This window comes from Streptomyces sp. NPDC093568 (genome assembly GCF_044764945.1).
In the GTDB taxonomy this organism is placed as follows: Bacteria; Actinomycetota; Actinomycetes; order Streptomycetales; family Streptomycetaceae; genus Streptomyces.
Genome location: NZ_JBIWJD010000034.1, coordinates 1 through 16,160 on the forward strand (window position 1 = coordinate 1; position 16,160 = coordinate 16,160).

14 protein-coding genes and 4 pseudogenes are annotated in these 16,160 nt (G+C 67.4%); 11 read left to right on the top strand and 7 right to left on the bottom strand.

Going from position 1 to position 16,160, the window contains the following annotated elements; genetic code table 11:
* Positions 1-147: 147 nt before the first annotated feature.
* From ACIRD7_RS42725 to ACIRD7_RS42735, 3 genes are all read right to left on the bottom strand, one after another.
* On the bottom strand, positions 148-1,329 hold the full coding sequence (locus ACIRD7_RS42725; protein WP_403461480.1) for a M20/M25/M40 family metallo-hydrolase: 1,182 nt from the start codon (positions 1,327-1,329) through the stop codon (positions 148-150).
* Between the two features lie 47 nt (positions 1,330-1,376).
* On the bottom strand, positions 1,377-2,324 hold the full coding sequence (locus tag ACIRD7_RS42730) for a DMT family transporter (RefSeq protein WP_403461481.1): 948 nt from the start codon (positions 2,322-2,324) through the stop codon (positions 1,377-1,379).
* Between the two features lie 434 nt (positions 2,325-2,758).
* Positions 2,759-3,751 (bottom strand): LuxR C-terminal-related transcriptional regulator, encoded by a 993-nt coding sequence (locus ACIRD7_RS42735; protein ID WP_403461482.1) that lies wholly within the window; start codon positions 3,749-3,751, stop codon positions 2,759-2,761.
* A 132-nt stretch (positions 3,752-3,883) separates the two neighbouring features.
* On the opposite strand from ACIRD7_RS42735, the gene ACIRD7_RS42740 reads away from it, so the two are divergent.
* The 7 genes and pseudogenes from ACIRD7_RS42740 to ACIRD7_RS42770 all read left to right on the top strand — a co-directional run bounded on the left by ACIRD7_RS42740 (position 3,884) and on the right by ACIRD7_RS42770 (position 9,082).
* Positions 3,884-4,141, top strand: coding sequence for a hypothetical protein (locus ACIRD7_RS42740; protein ID WP_403461483.1), 258 nt, complete (start codon positions 3,884-3,886; stop codon positions 4,139-4,141).
* Positions 4,142-4,260: 119 nt separating this feature from the next.
* Positions 4,261-4,464 (top strand): annotated as a pseudogene (locus tag ACIRD7_RS42745) (transposase); the annotation flags it as partial.
* Between the two features lie 64 nt (positions 4,465-4,528).
* A pseudogene (locus tag ACIRD7_RS42750) lies at positions 4,529-4,693 on the top strand (transposase); the annotation flags it as partial.
* 800 nt (positions 4,694-5,493) lie between these two features.
* Complete coding sequence (locus ACIRD7_RS42755; protein ID WP_403461485.1) at positions 5,494-6,399, top strand: endonuclease/exonuclease/phosphatase family protein; 906 nt, start codon at positions 5,494-5,496, stop codon at positions 6,397-6,399.
* 359 nt (positions 6,400-6,758) lie between these two features.
* Positions 6,759-7,313: a hypothetical protein gene (locus ACIRD7_RS42760; protein WP_403461486.1), complete on the top strand. Its 555-nt coding sequence runs from the start codon at positions 6,759-6,761 to the stop codon at positions 7,311-7,313.
* A gap of 201 nt (positions 7,314-7,514) precedes the next feature.
* Positions 7,515-7,784 carry a hypothetical protein gene (locus ACIRD7_RS42765; RefSeq protein WP_403461487.1) on the top strand — a complete coding sequence of 90 codons (270 nt, stop codon included), beginning with the start codon at positions 7,515-7,517 and terminating at the stop codon, positions 7,782-7,784.
* 809 nt (positions 7,785-8,593) lie between these two features.
* A complete protein-coding gene (locus ACIRD7_RS42770) occupies positions 8,594-9,082 on the top strand; it encodes a hypothetical protein (protein ID WP_403461488.1) in 489 nt (162 codons plus the stop codon).
* Between the two features lie 903 nt (positions 9,083-9,985).
* Here ACIRD7_RS42770 and tpg read toward each other — a convergent pair.
* Positions 9,986-10,537, bottom strand: a complete 552-nt coding sequence (gene tpg, locus ACIRD7_RS42775; protein ID WP_403461489.1) for a telomere-protecting terminal protein Tpg — start codon at positions 10,535-10,537, stop codon at positions 9,986-9,988.
* A gap of 6 nt (positions 10,538-10,543) precedes the next feature.
* A complete protein-coding gene (locus ACIRD7_RS42780) occupies positions 10,544-10,951 on the bottom strand; it encodes a hypothetical protein (protein ID WP_403461490.1) in 408 nt (135 codons plus the stop codon).
* A gap of 166 nt (positions 10,952-11,117) precedes the next feature.
* Between ACIRD7_RS42780 and ACIRD7_RS42785 the strand changes: the two are divergent.
* From ACIRD7_RS42785 to ACIRD7_RS42800, 4 genes and pseudogenes are all read left to right on the top strand, one after another.
* A pseudogene (locus ACIRD7_RS42785) lies at positions 11,118-11,321 on the top strand (hypothetical protein); the annotation flags it as partial.
* Positions 11,322-11,409: 88 nt separating this feature from the next.
* Positions 11,410-11,598, top strand: a complete 189-nt coding sequence (locus ACIRD7_RS42790) for a hypothetical protein (protein ID WP_403461491.1) — start codon at positions 11,410-11,412, stop codon at positions 11,596-11,598.
* Between the two features lie 204 nt (positions 11,599-11,802).
* Entirely contained in the window at positions 11,803-11,976 is a 174-nt protein-coding gene (locus ACIRD7_RS42795; RefSeq protein ID WP_403461492.1) for a hypothetical protein, read from the top strand.
* 91 nt (positions 11,977-12,067) lie between these two features.
* Positions 12,068-12,778: an MOSC domain-containing protein gene (locus tag ACIRD7_RS42800; protein WP_403461493.1), complete on the top strand. Its 711-nt coding sequence runs from the start codon at positions 12,068-12,070 to the stop codon at positions 12,776-12,778.
* A 1,383-nt stretch (positions 12,779-14,161) separates the two neighbouring features.
* On the opposite strand, the gene ACIRD7_RS42805 is transcribed toward ACIRD7_RS42800, so the two are convergent.
* Together ACIRD7_RS42805 and ACIRD7_RS42810 are read right to left on the bottom strand one after the other, a co-directional pair.
* Positions 14,162-15,262: an NAD(P)/FAD-dependent oxidoreductase gene (locus tag ACIRD7_RS42805; RefSeq protein WP_403461494.1), complete on the bottom strand. Its 1,101-nt coding sequence runs from the start codon at positions 15,260-15,262 to the stop codon at positions 14,162-14,164.
* Positions 15,263-15,625: 363 nt separating this feature from the next.
* A pseudogene (locus ACIRD7_RS42810) lies at positions 15,626-15,934 on the bottom strand (hemerythrin domain-containing protein); the annotation flags it as partial.
* Positions 15,935-16,160: the final 226 nt, after the last annotated feature.

The following is a 16,160-nucleotide window of genomic DNA, read 5'->3' on the forward strand; positions in this document are numbered from 1 at the left end:
CAGCTTCTTACGTCCCTGCGGCCGTCGGTCCGCTCGGACCTCGAAGTCCATCGCACCCCTTGAGCTGGGGTGTTGCAACGACCACTAGAACTTAAGGGATGGCGGGCCCTTTCCCCGGGACGCGGGTCGAGCTCCCGGGCAGGTGGGTCAGGCGGCGACGAGCTCGTTCGATAGCAGTCGTGGCAGCATCAACTCGCCCGTGCGTACAACGGCGTCCAGGAGAGCCTGAGCGCCGAGCACCAAGTGGCCATCGGCGGTGTGCTCGCGGTTGGAGTGCGAGAAGCCTCCGGTGGAGGGCACGAACAGCATCGCGGTGGGAAGCCGGGTGGAGATCACCGAGGCGTCGTGTCCCGCGTACGACAGCAACGGCGCGCACTTGTCGGTGCGCCGACGGCACACCTCCTCGACCATGCCGTAGACGCGCTCGTCGAAGACTGCCGCGGGCTTGGCGCTGGTGCACTCGAGCTTCGCGGTGCACTCCTCCTCGTTGGCCACCAGGGACAGGAAGTCGGTCAGGGCCCGCTCAATCGCATCCAGCGCCTCGTTCTTCCCGGCCCGTATCTCCAGTTCGACCCGGGCGGCGCCGGGGACGACATTGGCGGCGGCCGGGTCGAAGGAGATGACTCCGGCGTTGCCGATCGAAGCCGGGTCGGCCTCCTGGCAGATGTTCTTCAGCTCCGCAGCGACGCGGGACGCCACGCGGCCAGCGTCCTGTCTCATGTCGAAGGGCGTGGTCCCGGCGTGGTTGGCTTGTCCCTGGGCGGTGACGCTGTAGCGGCGCACACCAACGATGCCGGTCACCGGCGCGAGGTCGAGGCCGTCTCGTTCCATACGGGGGCCCTGCTCGACGTGGAGTTCGATGTACGCGAACAGGTCCTCGGCGTGCGGGTTCTGGGTGAGGGCAGTAGAGCCGGTGAGTCCGCCCCCGCTGCCCTCCATCACACCCTCCTCGTCGAACCAGGCCACCGACTCGAGGTGGTCGGCCATGGGGTGATCGAGCTCATGCAGGGTGCGCAGGACCTCCATGGCGGCGATCACGCCGTACGCGCCGTCGAGGTGGCCGGCGGCGGGGACGGTGTCGGAGTGGGAGCCGATCAGCAGCCACGGTCCGGGGGTGTTCAGGCGGCGGGCGAACACATTACCGGTGGCGTCGTAATACGAATGCAGGCCCGATACGCGCATGGTCTTGTCGATCCAGTCGCGGGCGGCCATGTCGGCGTCGTTCCCGGCGATCCGGTAGATGGCCCCGTCGGCTCCGGCGCCGATCTGGGCGAGGTGGTTGATGTCCTTGAGCAGGCGCTCGGCGTTGATCTCCGGCATGGCGGCCATGGTTTTCCCCTGGGTGATGAAGTGTTGATGAGTCGATGGGTGGTGGGTCAGCGTCGCGATGAGGAGAGGGCGACCCCGGCGATGATCAGGCCCATGCAAGCGAACTGGGCCGCCGTCGAGGCCTCGCCGATGGTCAGGTAGGCGAGGGCCGCGACGCAGATGGGCTGGAGGTAGTAGACGACCCCGGCGCGGGTGGCACCGATCATCTCGACTGCCTTGTTCCAGACGAAGAAGGCTAGCGCCGACGACGCGATGCCGATGTAGGCGAGGGCGGAGAGGTTGCCGCCGGTGGGGGCGAAGCTGCCCTCCACAGTCAGGGAGACGGCCTGCGCGGGGACGAGCATGACCAGGCCGAACAGCACGGTCGCGGCCAGGAACACCACCGAGGGGACCTCCTTCGGCTTGCGCTTGAGTAGCGCGGAGTATCCGGCGAAGGTGCACATGGCGGCGATCATCCACAGGTCGCCGACCGCGAAGTCCAGATCGAGCAGTACAGCGAGGCTGCCCTTGGCCACCAGCGCCACCACACCCACCAGGGCGAGCAGCATTCCGACGATGCGTAGCGGGGAGAGACGTTCTCCACCGAGCGCGGCGAATACGGCGATGAGCACCGGGGAGGCGGCGGCGATCAGGGCCAGATTGGTGGCTGACGTGGTGCGTCCGGCGATGTAGATGAGGGTGTTGAACAGGGTCATCCCCAGCAGGCCCACCACTGCGATGTATCCGGCGTGTTCGCGGATCGTCGTGCGGTGCTCCCTCAGGCCCTTGGCGGCGAACGGCGCCAGGGCCAGCAGGGCGATGGTCCAGCGCCAGAACGCGGTCTGGATGGGGGCGATGTCATCGGACAGGGCGCGGGCGATGACGAAGTTCCCGGACCAGATGAGCGTCGCGGCCCCCGCCAGGAGGGGGCCGAGCCACACGGTGGCCCGCCTGACGGGGCTCGCCGGCGGGGCGGTGGCGGGGAGGGTGGTTGGTGTGACTTTGGCGGTGGTCACCGGGGGTGATGCTCCTTCGGAGTGTGGGCAGGACGGTCTTGTACGGCGCGATGCGCACGGACGGTTTCGTACGTACGGGGTCGGGGGGTCAGCTCCACCCGGCGCTGTCCGTGGCGGAGGCGCCGGCCCGGGCGGCGATGCTGGTGACGCCGCCGGCCTGCGTGGCCTGGGCGTCCCCGGCCGGGCCCAGGAGCACGGTGACGAGGGCCGATACTGAAGCGGCTGAACGCACAGCAAACCGATGAAACATGGGCATACTCCTGCGCACGTTGGCATGATCAAGTGGTGGGCCCGGCTTGCCGCGGTGAGCTCCGCGGCCGGGCAACATCTACGTTGCCGCGTAGGAGTGCCGTCCGGAAGCGATGCAGGCAGGCAGCAACTGCCCCGGCAGGCTCATGCCTGCCCGGCAAGCTGCCTGCTGGGGCAGCCGCCCCCTAGGGCAGCCAGCCGCACCGCTCGGCGAGGACCCCGGCCTCGAACCGCGAGCGCGCCCCAAGACGCTGCATCAGCGACGACATCATCCGCCGCGCGGTGCGCACCCCGATGCCCAGGTGCCGGGCCGCGACCTCATCAGTCATCCCCTGGGCGAGCAGCTTGAGCATCTGCCGCTCCTGCCCGGTCAGCCCTTCCCCGTCGCGTTCCCGGTCCGCCGCGGTGCCGAACGGAGCTGCCCGTTCCCACACCGCTTCATGCAGGGCGGTGAGGGCGGTGATGACACAGGGCCCGGAGACCTGCACCGCTCCGGCCGCGGTGTTGTCCGGGTCGATGGGCAGCAGCGCGGCGGTGTCGTCGAACAGCACCATGCGGATCGGCAACACCGGCGTGGTGCGCACTTGACCGCCGGACTCGGTCAGCCACTGCGCATACCGGAAGGTGTCCTGGTCGTTGCGCACGGAATCCTGGTAGAGGGTCCGCATCTCCACCCCGCGCCCGAACAGGTCCGTATCCAGCGGCTTGGAGGCTTCCAACTGGGCGAGCGGTTGGGCGCCGCCGGGGTGGAAGGACAGCAACCGCTTAGTGCAGGAGTGGGTGAGGCGTTCCAGACGGTCCTGGATCTCCTCGATCGAAGACAACTCCTCGTAGCGGTACCCGCTGCTGTCAGCTGGGGCCTGGGCCTGGGCCTCAAGGATCTCCAGCGCCGCTGCCCGGCCGGCCGCGAACTCCTCCTGTGCGCGGCGTACTTCTTCCTCGCGGCGGGCCAAGAGGATCTGGACGCCGACATCGAGGCTGACAGGGCGCAGAATCGAGGAGTTGGAGAACTTCGGCCGAAGCAGTCTCAGTTCGGCCAAGCGGTCCAGCCCCGCGTGGACCTCCGCCTCGGGTAGGCCGAGATGCACACTGATCTCGGCGACTCCCCAATCCGGTCGGTCGAGCATCGTGCGGTAGACGGCCTCGGACGTGGTATCGACACCGAGTGTGGACAGCACAGAAACTACCCCCGTTACTAGTTACTGCGCGCCCATACGTGATTGTTCCATGACGGGCATATTGGTGCCCAGCCGGTTCCTGCCAGGCACGGCCTCTGCCCCAGGGACGTCGGCGCGGACAGGCTGGCCACCATGCGTATTCCTGTCGTGGCCATTGCCCACGAGCGTTGCGCCGTGCCTCCTCCACCGGGGCTGGCCGACATCCTGTGGGCGCTGGCCCGGCCGGCGGACGGCATCGAGCACATCCGGGTCGCCACGGGCACGGGGCGAGCAGTGATCACGTATTTCCTGCGGGCCGACGACGACCTGTCGGCCATCGCCACGGCCAGGGAGGTGACGGACCGGGCCATCGGACAGGCTCCGGCCCTGCGCGGGTGGCGCAGCATCTGACCACGCATCGCGGACCGTCAGGGGCGTCTCCTCCTGCGACGGTCAGCTCGGTGTGCAGCACAGCAACCGGCTGGCCGTCGGAACTCGTTGGTCTGCGGAGCGGTCAAGTCGGATACCCACTGCACGTCCTGGTCAGCGCCTGCGCCTGGCGTGAACTGCCGCCCTGTTTCGGCATATCGAAGTCGACGGCTCACCGCCGGTTTCTGATCTGGTCGCGAGCCGGTGTCTGGGGTCGCTTGCACGAAGTCGTGCTGCACTGGCTCGACGACGCTGGCCTCATCGACATCGCCCGCGTCGTCCTCGACACCGCCCATGTCAGGGCTAACTGGCTCTAACAAAAGCGGTTTGATCATGTGACTGTCGGCTTGATCGTTCGTTGATGTGAGCATGGAGAAGCGTCAGTCGCGGCCGTGGATAGTGTCGGACGAACTGTGGTCGCTCATCGAGCCGTTGTTGCCCGAGCCGCCATCGAAGCAGGTGGAGGGCCGGCCGCGGGTGCCCGACCGGCAGGCCCTGTGCGGGATCCTGTTCGTCCTGCACACCGGCATCCAGGCCAGCGGTTCCGGACGCGGGTCAAGTCACCCACGTGAGCGCCCAGTTGGATCCGGTGCTCTCACGCACCACCCTGTCGCTTTTCGGGCCTGGAAACTCATACGACCCTTAAAAATCGCGACTCTGCGATCTTCTCCAAAACGGAATGTGATTACGACACTGGCGCCTCTGTTCGAGAGCGGGCTGTGAGCTGCCCGAACAGGAGAATGAGCGGGGGTGGGTCATGCCGCGGGCCCGCCGGCGGACGGACCGGCGCCCGACCTTCACCCAGTCGATCGGCTCGCGGGCCGCGGCCGCGCGGCGACCGGGCACGCGCGGGCGCCGGTGGGATCGGGGTGCGGGGTGCGGGGTGCTTACACGAGCCTCCCATTCGTCGCGGAAACGGGGCAGGAACTACGGCTGCCGCGCGGTGGGCGAGGCAGCCTTAGACATGTGCCGAAGCGCGCTGGTTGTCACCGGATCAGCAGGCTGTTTGTCACCATCAGGCCGGGGAGCAAAGGGGTTGTCACCGGCCGGGTGCGGTGCCGTTCCGATCTTATGGGCTGCACAGAAGCCGCGCCTGGTCGCATCGGCTTGAGCTCGCCGCCGTCGAAGTGGCGTCGGTGCGGCGGGAGTGGGGCTGTCGGAACTGATTTACCTGGTGACCCGTCTTGGGCAGCAAGGTCAAGAGATGGGAAGCCATGGTGGAGGGGACAGGCAGCAGCAGCCCGGTGGACACAGCACCGATCCGGGCCGTGGGCTGCGGGCGGGAGCACGATACGGGATCCACGGTGCCGGCCGGCCTGGCGAGGAGAGGGCGGGTGCCCGCCGTGCTCGCGGTGCTGACGGCCGGGCTTATGGCCTTCCACCGGGCGGTGCCCAACTCCGTGGGCCGCCTGGGCAGTCTGCTGGAATCGTTCCTTGCGTGGCTCGGCCTGGTGGTCGTGGTGCTGCTCGTCCTGGCCTTGCTGCGCCGTTCAGCAACCGCGCTGATGGCGCTGCTGCTGCCGGTGGCGGCCTGGACGCACCTTTTCGGCGGGTTGCTTCTGCCCGGTGCGGAGCCTGGCCCACACGACTTGGTCGTAGTGCAGCACAACGTCAGCGACGTGAACACCGACCCGGCGGGCACGGCCCGCGCCCTGGCTGAAGCCGAGCCCGACCTCATCGCGTTGGAGGAACTGGTGCCCCCGGCGCTGGCGGTGTACGAGAAAACCTTCGCTGCAGATTTCCCGTACCACGCCGTCCGGGGCACCGTCGGACTCTGGTCGAAGCATCCGCTGACCGGTGCCCGGCTGGTGGATATCAAACCCCAAGGAATCACAGAGCCCTGGAGTCGCGGGCTGCGGACTGTGGTCCACACGCCGCACGGCGATATCGCGGCGTACGTCGCGCACCTGCCCTCGGTCCGCATCCAGGCGAGCGGCCTTGCCTCCTCCCAGCGCGACGAGAGCGCCAGCCTGTTGGGCAAGGCCATCGCCGCCGAGAAGCTGAAAACGGCCCTCCTGCTCGGCGATCTCAACGGCACTGTCGACGACCGTGGGCTGGCCCCGCTGACCTTACGGATGACCACAGCGGAGCAGGGCTTCGCGTTCAGCTTCCCCGCCGCCTTCCCCATGGCCCGCATCGACCAGGTCATGGCCCGTTCAGCGACCGTCGGCCACATCCGGACCCTGCCCGCTACCCGCAGCGACCACCTGCCGGTCGTCGCTCGGATCACCCTGCGCTGAACCGGTGGTCGCGATGACAACAACCCTGCCCATGTGACAACTGTCGCGCTTCGGCTTAACAAGGGCTAACACAATGAAGATCCACCATTGAAGGCGCTGGTCACGGCGCTGGTGTGAGTCGTTGATCGTCTCCTCGTCCTGGTCGCGGGCGGTTGACAGAAATCAAGATCGTCTGCCGTTTCGGCGATCACGGATCCACGGGTTCCCCGGCGTGACCGATCTGCCCCGCGTGTGAGAACTTCATGACAGGCCGAGGAGCGACCATTACGTCGGCTACTACGGCTGAGTGGTAGGCGACCGATGACAGGTGTGGGGAAGCGCGTCTTCGCCCGCACGGCCCATCAGGATGGAGCACACACATGCAGGACTTGGCCCGCGATGCCGCCTTGGCCTACGACGCGTCCGTGGTCCTCCGGATCGGGAGCGCGGTTTTCGTTGTGTGTCCGGACGAGCGTCTCCAGTCCCTGTACTACCGCGTGGACGGGGGAGTCCGGTGCGTGTGGCGCCATCTGCGCGGTTCCGAGATCCACCCCAGGCTCCTCCAAGAGGCTGAGGAGGCGAATCGCAAGTTGTGGGAGCAGGCTTCCGCACTCCCTCTCCCCGAGGAATTCCTCGCCGGGTACCGAGACCTTGCCGCTGCCGCCCTCGCGCATCTGGATCGGGACGAGGCCATGTCCCGCGACGAGATCTCCGCGTACGCCATCGAAACGGTCGGCTTCCTCGAAGCCGGGCTGGACACTGCGGCAGGAGCCGTGGTCTTCGAACGGTCGTGCCAGGCGGCCACCGAGTCACTCCTCGAGGTCTGGGCTGAGGACCCACCGTCCACGATGAGACGGCTACGCCGCGAGACCGACGTGTGGGCCCTGGCATACCAGCGTTTCGTGAGGCCGGAACTGGGGCGCTATCACGGCTGACGATCAGTGAGGTTCAACTGAGATCCACATTCTTGGAGTCCTGGTCGCGGGGCTGGTGTGAGTCGTTGATCGTCTCCTCGTGCTGGTCGCGGGCGGTTGACAGAAATCAAGATCGTCTGCTGTTTCGGTGATCACGTATCCACGGGTTCCCCGGCGTGCGCGCGACGCCTGTCCGTACGATCCGGGCGGGAGGTGCGTCAGGTGGCCCAGGATGCGGAACCCAACCTTCGTGAGCTGATCGCGGCCCGCAGGGCCGAACTCGAGGGGCAGGCAGAGAAGCTGAGCCAGCAGCTTCAGGAGGTGCGCGACGAGCTGGAGGAGCTCGCCGTCGCCGAGCGGGTGGCACGCCGGCTGGCCGAGCAGTTGATGCCGAAGCGGAGCGGGAGGCGACGCCGGCCCAGGGCGCCGGACAGGTTGCGGCCGTGCGGTGCTGCTGAATGCCGCAGCGCGAGAGCGGCATGGACGAGGTGATGCTCCCTGCGGACTACCAGCGGATCATGGGTGTGGTGCGGCGTGCGGACGGGCCGGTCATGGTCAAGCAGGTCTGCGCCGAGCTGGGAATGTCTGCGAGCCTGCCCGCTCGGAGGCGCTGCGCGCGAAGCTGAACCGGCTGGCCGAGCGGGGCTGGCTGCGCAAGCTGGCCGACGGGAAGTTCACCGCCACCCTGCTGGACGACGTGGAAGCGGCCCGGGTGTGGGTTCCGCTTCTACCGATGCCGGGCACGCCGACTGGGTGCACCGGTGGGAGCAGCACTTCACAGGCTCTGAAGCGGAAACCGGCGCTCGTGCGCTCCTGAGTTCGATCATGTCGCGTAGGGCGTCACGGGGCGCGCCGGAAGACGGCGGCGGGGCCGAACTTGTCCCGGACGCGGTCGAGGGCCGCTTCGACTAGCAGCCGAGCTTCGCGGGAGCCGTGAAGGCTGAGGTGCTGGGCGACCTGGTCCGGCGTACTGGAACACCGCGCAAGGAGCCCTCCCAACTCAGAGGCCTAGGAAGCCTGTTGGGACGCATGGCTCCTTTTGCCTGGAGCAGCAGTCTAGTGATGTGGCACTGACACTCGAGTCAATGAAATTGACTGGCAGTTGGGTACGTTGACTCAGGTTGACTCTAGCTGCCTCGCAGAGCCTCAGCGCCAGAAAACCGCTGGTCAGGAGGATGTGGGTGTGAGGGTGTGGGTCCACCACAGCCAGCACGGCGAGCAGGGAAACAAGCATGTACGGGTTGTGCGTCAGGTGCGCAACGAGCCCACCTTCGGGACGCGTGCGCAGCCAACCTTCGGCCATGGAGAAGTTGATCGAGCTGGCCGGCTCGCTCGTGTCTGGGGCGGTCATCGCCGTCATCGCGTCGTGGCTGACCGTCCGCGCCCGCAATCGTCAGGACCGGCAGGAGGAGATCGGCGCTTTGCGGGTGCAGGCCGACGCACTGACGGTGGCGGTGGCCGAACTGCAGGGCGCGGCCGCCGCCAACCGCCACCTGTGGGAAGGGCCGGCTGAGCGCGCCCGCTCGTTCCTGTTGGCCACACTCGCGTACTTCGGCGGCGCCGCCCAGGCTCGGATCGCCGGCGGCACGGACGTGCAGAGCGGGCTGGTGGGCATGGGGCAGGCAGCGGAACTGCTGAGTCGGGACCGACGGGCGAGCAAAACAGAATGCGGCGGCCGTACGAGAACCGCTCAGCCGAGCCGCCGCAGCAGCTGCCCCGCTGATGCGCTCCCCCGACGCGGCCGTCGCCGCCACCACCGAGCAGCTACTCAACGCCTGCACGGACATTGAGAACACCGAGCGCCTCGAGGCGGCCCTGGAGGCGTTCGGGCAGGCCGTCCGCGCAGCCACCGCACCGCGCCTGTCCTGGTGGGCGCGGCGCCGCGCTGCCCCGGCGTAATGACGGCCGGCGCCTGACTGTCCACGGCCCTGAACTGCGGGCCCGCAGACGTGTGCGGGCCTGCAGCGAGATCAGCGGCGGGTCTCCCACCACAGGATCAGCAGCGTCACAGCGCCGCTGCCCAGCTTGGAGGCCATGCCCTGAAGGAAGTGGTGGTGAACATCGTGTCCACCAGTGCCGCCCCATTTCCGCAGGTGGGTCCGGATGGACGACCACCATCTGTCCACGGGGCGTGGATGTTTGTCTCGTGAATTCACGCTAAGCTCCGTACCGGTGTTGATTGCGTTTCGTTTCGATGCGTTGCGTTGAAGCACCACGCAAGGAGCCCTCCCAACTCAGTGGCCTGGAAACCCGTTGGGAAGCAGGGCTCCTTTCGCGTCCTCGGAGTCTAACGACGGATGATCGCGTCGTTGTAACTCGCGGCCCGAGCACAGCGCTTGGCGACCTTTCCGATCTACAGACTCGCTACGCCGTGAGTACGTTGCCCGGCGTAAAACAGCAGGTCAGAATCTATACGCTGTGATGCGCGTCACTCTTTTCGGCGAGCACATCGCTTAAACCCGGTAAACCAACTCCTCACGGCGGAAACACTGTCGCACGCGGCCTCATCCGGCCGTTCCGATTCCGGCCAGTGAGGCTCAGTGAGGGTGAGTGAGTCTTGCCGAGGCGTTCCGAGTTCTGCCGAGTCCAAGCGGGCTCAAAATCGGCCCTGAGTCCGGAGGCGCGGACCGATCCTCCTAGGATGCGAAACGACTCGTCCCCGACAGCTGCAATGCCGGGGACGAGTCGCTGTCTCACCTACAGCTCGATCGGAATGGCTCCACGTCAGTGAACTCCACGCCCAGGCCCGAGGCCCGGGTGTTGCCCGCGCGGAAGTACATCTCCGCCAGGCCCTCAGCGGCGATGCGCTGGAGCTGCTGCTCGTTGGCGCCGGCGTCGCGGGCCTCGAACAACCGGTCTGCCCAGCGTGGCGGCAGTGCCTGGGTGATGTCGCGGATGCGGGTGTCGTCGGTCGTGCCCGGGGCGGCGGTGAACCCGAACCTCGCGCGGGTGGAGACGACCAGGCCGGCCGTGGACGCGGCCCGCTTCTTCGCCTTCGCGCGGATCTGCGGCTGCCACCGCTTCTTGACCTCACGCTCTATGCGGCTGCGGAGGTCCGCCCGGGGCCGCTTGAACTTGCCCGCGACGTACCGCTCCACGGTGCGCTGGGACACCCCGAGGGCCTCCGCGGCCGCCTTGAGCTGCTTGACCAGGTACTTTATCTGCGCCTGGACGCTCTGCGGGATACGGCGGGTGAACGCCCCCTCCAGGGCGGCATCCAGGCTGTCCCCGATCGAGTCGGCCATCGTCGGCTACTCACCTTCTCCGGCGCTCTGGTCGGTCTTGATGAGGTTGGCGAGGTTGAACACGCCGCCGGCCTCTTCGAACTGGGCTTCCGCCCACAGCACGGTCTGGGTGCCCTGGTGCTTGACTATGCCTGGCGACACACCGAGCCGGAACGTGCCCGGCACCGGCTTGCCCTCGTCCGTGTACGGCAGGACATCGAGTGGGGAGGGGCCGGTGGAGGGGTAGACGATGCAGTCCGTGCCGATCGCGACGGGGTAACGGCCGGCCGCGGCAGCGGTCTTGAGGATCTTGCGGTGCATCCCGATCCGGACGGTGGCCAGCACGGCGGCCCGGATGTCGGGGCGCCACGTCTCCCGCTTCAGCGCTGGCCACGGCTCGTAGTACGGCACCCGGCCCCGGCTGCGCTGCCGCAACTTGCCGATGCCGCCCTTCGCCGTGGACTTGATCGCGTTCAGCAGCGGCCATCGTCGGGGCGACCTGCTGCGTGGTGGTCTTCGCCGCCGCCACCTTCTTCACACCCGGGCGCCGCGACGTCGACGTCGTTCCCGCGTGTAGATCGACGGGCGCACCCTGGCCGCCGACCGGCTCCCCTCGCCGTTCACCCCGAAGGGCGACCGCCCGACCGGCCCGGCCTGGTACGCCACCCTCACCGTCGCCTACGCGCAGGAGCTCGGGTTCGAGGTCGCGCCGATCGAGGCGCACGTGCGTCTGGAGGCCGGCCGCTACCTGGACCCCTGGTACAACCGGCTGCGCGATGCGTACGTGGCCACGATGGCCGACCTGTTGCTGATGCAGCCGTGACATGGCGGCGGCCGTGAGGCGTTGGCGAACGCTGGCTATTGACACGTGCGGTCAGTACCTCGGGAAGGACATGATGAAGCTTCTCCTCACCGACTCCGTTATCAAGAACGCGAGCATCCAGGATGCGCTCGTCGACCTGCTGGGCAAGCCGATTGCACAGTCGAGCGCCCTGCGCATCCCCACTGCGGGGTACAGGGCCCCGGCGCCGATCCGGGCGGGCCGTGGCGATTCATCAGCGGACGATCCCCGAGCCCGATGACCGAGCCGGGATGCAAGTCGGTGAGTGTGCTCGAGCACCGCGCTGCCCAGCGTCGACGAAGCTCTGGGTCTCCTGGGTCCGGGAGGCCGACGTCCTGCTGGCCAACGGCGGTGACGCGCTACATCTGTGCCATTGGATGCGGGAATCCGGGCTGGTTGATCTCCTGCCGTCGCTTCCCGACACGGTCTGTGTGGGACTCACCGCATGGTCATGCCGCCCCGCATCGGGCATGACTTCGCGGGCTGCAAGCCGCCCGCCGGCGGCGACAGCACGCTGGGGATGGTTGATTTTTCGATCTTCCCGCACCTGGATCATCCGGCTTGCCCGGAGAACACCGTGGCCGCGACAGAACGATGGGCAGCCCAGATCTGGCTGTGACGGCTTGATTCGGCCCCACTCGGCCAGAAGTGGTCTCACCTAGGACGCGTATCGAACGTATGTATGCCATCGCTCTTGTAGCCTCATTCGAATGATGATCGAGGCAGGCGTAATCGAACGGATCTGGCGGTATCCGATCAAGTCGACAGGGGGCGAGTCGCTCCACCGGGCGGAGGTAGAGGCGAGGGGGCTTGTCGGCGACCGTCTCTTCGCGGTGCGCGACGCTCAGGGCAAGTTCGGCTCGGGGAAGAACACTCGTCGATTCCGCAGGATGCCGGGCCTGCTGCATCTGCGTTCCCGCTACGCAGACGACGTTGGTGAGCCTGAACTGCTGGACCCGCAAGGCGCGGTGGTACCGGATCCGAGTGCCTACCTTCGTCGCTACCTCGGTCGCGAGGACGTCGAGGTAGCCCGCGAGGGGGCAATCTCTCACTTCGACCAGCTGCCTATCAGCGTGTTGACCACGGCCACCCTTGACTGGGTGCGTTCGGCGGTACCCGATGTTCCTGTCGATGAGCGACGCTTCCGGCCGAACCTCCTAGTACGCACACCACCAGGCACCCCTCCGTTCGTGGAGGACGAGTGGTTCGGGAGCAAGGCGCGGATCGGCGACGCGGTGTGCATCGAGTTCGTGCGCTCGAGTGAGCGATGCGTGATGACCAACGAGGCTCAGCAGGACCTCCCCCACTCCCCGCTGGTATTGCGGGCCATCACGAAAGCTCACGACATGCGGTTGGATGGGCTTGCCACGGTCGTGTCACCAGGACAGGTGCGGGCCGGAGACCCCCTCGTTCTGCTTTAGGACTCATCGAAAGTGGACCTCGCACGTGAGATGATCTTGATTCGTGTCACGCGGAGATCTGATGGACGGGCGATGGGGCTTGTTACCGGCGGCTGGAGGCCGAGAACCGCGAGTTCCGAGAAGCCCCGGCCTTGGCCCTCGGCGAACGCCGCACTAACGGCATCCGGGGCAGTCGTGACGCTGCGATGCCAGCGTCCTCAAGGGTGATCAGCCCGTGCTGAGAGCCGATCGCTTCGACAGCGCGACGCTTAGAGAGCCCACCAGCAGAACAAGCGCAGCCCCGCCGAACGTGCGCGGCTGGCCAACCCGGAGAGCAGGACGAGTACCTCAAGCGCGGTGTCGGAGGTGATTCCATACTGCCGCAGCTCCTCGGTCTCAGACCACGGCCCGGACGCTTCCACAAGGGTGGCGTGTGTTGCTGAGGCCAGTGCGTCCTCAGGGTGTCGGACACGCTGACGATGAAGGCGCTCTCGGCTTTCGGTGATGAGAGCACGTCCCCAGCACGTGGACGTTCGGATGCCTCGTCATAAGTGCAGCCGGTCAAGATCGCTTCGAGCTGAGCCATCACAACGACCGGATCGATGCCCTTCAGCGGCACCACATCGAACACGGAAGGATTCGGACCACCGGGCTGGTCAAGCACGCGGACGGCCACGTCGTCATCGGAGGCCGAGAAGTAGTCGCACATCACCATGCCGAGATCCTCGCATCCAGCGACACGCCGAGGGGCACAACCCCACGGTGAACTCGGTGGCTCCGACCACCCCGTCGAGGTCGCTGTTCACAACACAACACCGCAGATCAGGCGACTCATCACGGAGCTGGTTCAAGATAACGGCCGCAAGCACCCCAGCCCGAGCCCGAGCCCGAGTGGGAGGCGCCTGCCAGGACGGCAGCCTGCCGGGGCCACGAAGCACACGGCCCGACCGGCAAGTTCGCCGAACGGCCCCGCCCCCACCATGCCCTGGTCCACGAGCTCCCCGACCAGGGCATGAGACTGCGCCACATCGCCCGCCTTCTGGGCTGCGGACCGCACACCGTCCAGCCGGACGCCCACGCCGCCCGCCGGCAGCCCATGGTCAAGCGTCGCAAGCGCCAACTCCCCTGCAAACTAGACCCGTTCAAGTCCTACCTGGCACAACGCTGGGCCGAGACCGATGGGAAGGCGACGATCCTCGACCTCCATCGGGAGATCACCGCCCGCGGCTTTCGCGGCCATTACTCCACCGTTCGCTCCTGGGGCCCACCGCGGCCTGTCCCGGTCAGAGGGCTTCACCCCCGCCCCTCCACGGCCTTCGGTACGCCAGGTCACCGCTAGCCCGGCGACGCGGCCGGGGGCGTACCGCAGGGCGTCCAGCAACTTGGTCCCAACTGTTGGGGCGTTCAGCGGGGCTGGCCGAGTGCTGCCGCCGGACGCAGGTTCTCCTCGAGTTTTTCGGCCATGGCGGCGCCGGCCAATGCCCGTCCCAGTCGAGGTGCCTGTTTGAAGAGGTTGTGCCCGGCTGCGAAAAAGATTCTGTCGGCTTCCCAGACCGCTATGCCGTCTTCGCTCCACGGCAGGCTTGTCACCCAGCAGTGCAGGTGCTCGACGGGCTCGGGGTCGAGGCGGGGCAATGCGCGGGAGACGTACGCGCTGGCGCGGTCACTGAGTGCCGCCAGTGCTTCGGGGTCCACGACGCTGCCATCCTCCCGCACCTCGACAGTTTGGCTGAGGCCCACCGCATATCGGCTGTTGCCCGGGTAGGGGGCTGCGTAGACGCCCACCTCCCCGAAGTCGCCGCTGCTGTCCTGCAGACAGGCGACCCGTTCCGGGGGCGCTCCCCTGACCTGGAAGGTGAGGCGGACGTGGGCTGCCGACCGTATGGGGAGCGAAAGCCCCACGTTGCGCGCCAGCCGCGCGGTGCCCAAGCCCGCGCATACCACGACGCTTGCGTACTCTTCGCGGCCGACGGTGCTGAGCACCTCCACCGTGCCGCGGCCCGTGGGACGCAGCGAGAGGACCTCGTCGGTGACCACAGAGTCACCCAGTGCATCGGCCAGGCACTCGACCGCGACACGGGTGCGGATGGCACCGCCGTCCTCATCAAGCATTGCGGGACCACGGTAGTCCGCGAGCAGCGGCATGCTGGCCTGAAGCTCGGCGCTGTCCACGGTCCGCACCGATATGCCGCCAGCATCCTGCAGAATGCGAAGTCTCCCAGGAACGGAACCGCCCAGGGCGACCACTCCATCCCGGGAGATCAGTTCGGCGCCCAACCGGTCGGCCCACTCGTTCCAGACGGCGCGGCCCTGCCGGGTGAATTCAACCAGGCGGGCGTCGTCGTGCGCGTGACGGAATATGCGGGACTCGCCACCGGATTGCCCGTTGCCTGGAACGCCGCTTTCGTAGACCCGCGCCGTCGTTCCGCGTTCGGCCAGTGCATAGGCGGTGCAGAGTCCGACGATGCCGGCTCCTACCACGGCCACGTCGGGAACCCGGTCCATTCGATCGCCTCACTTCGCGTCCCGGAGATTTCCCCCTACGGAGCAGGGGTTAGGTCATCTGTCGCCGCCGCGAAGTGGTGGGTGACTGGACCCGAGGGGCGGCAATGCCAGGCTCTACGCGATACGACGGCGGAACCGCCTCTTCTCCAGCGTCACACCGGTCTGAAATATGTCAAGCGGCCACCTCGGATGGCGGCCCCTACCGACCGGTGGAGAGTCGCGGGGGCGGACGCCTTGGTCGAGGCCTGGGAGGACCCCAGATCTGCCTACGGCCGTCGCCCTGTACCCAGGGAGGAACTGCGCGGGAACCGGAAGGTCACGGCCGCCTCCTCCCAGCGCCGACCGTCCGGGAGCGTGGTGCGGTCAGGAGCTGACGATGCGGCGCACGTTGTCGACGGCACTGCAGCTTTCCTTCAGCTGAGGCTCGCGCTCTTCCATAAACGCCTCGCCCGGTTCCTCGCGGCGCTCCATGGCCACATTCTCGCGCGCTCCGTTGAGGATGGTGCGCTCCTCCTCGTCGGCGTGGTGGGTGACGGCCTGAACGAGATGTTCCAGCCTCTCGTCCCATTCCTGGGAGCCGATCTTGTCGACTTCCAGGAGTTCCAGGAGTGCCTTGTTGCCCTCCTCCTGCTCCTCCTCGCCGTGTTCCAACTCTTCGTCGTCGATTCGCCGGCCACATCGCCGCCCTGCACCAGCCGTGGCCCGATGCTCTCGACCCCGCAGCCCGAGAACTGCGGGACGACGCCATGCCCTTGATCATCCGCAGGGCATCATTCGACACACTGGACGTGATCGAGAATCAGCTAGAGGTTGTCCCGTAACCGGTGGGGCGGTTGGTGCGTTGGCTGGGCATGGGTGGGGTGATCTCAGCGGATGATGCGAAGTGGATCGAGCCGTT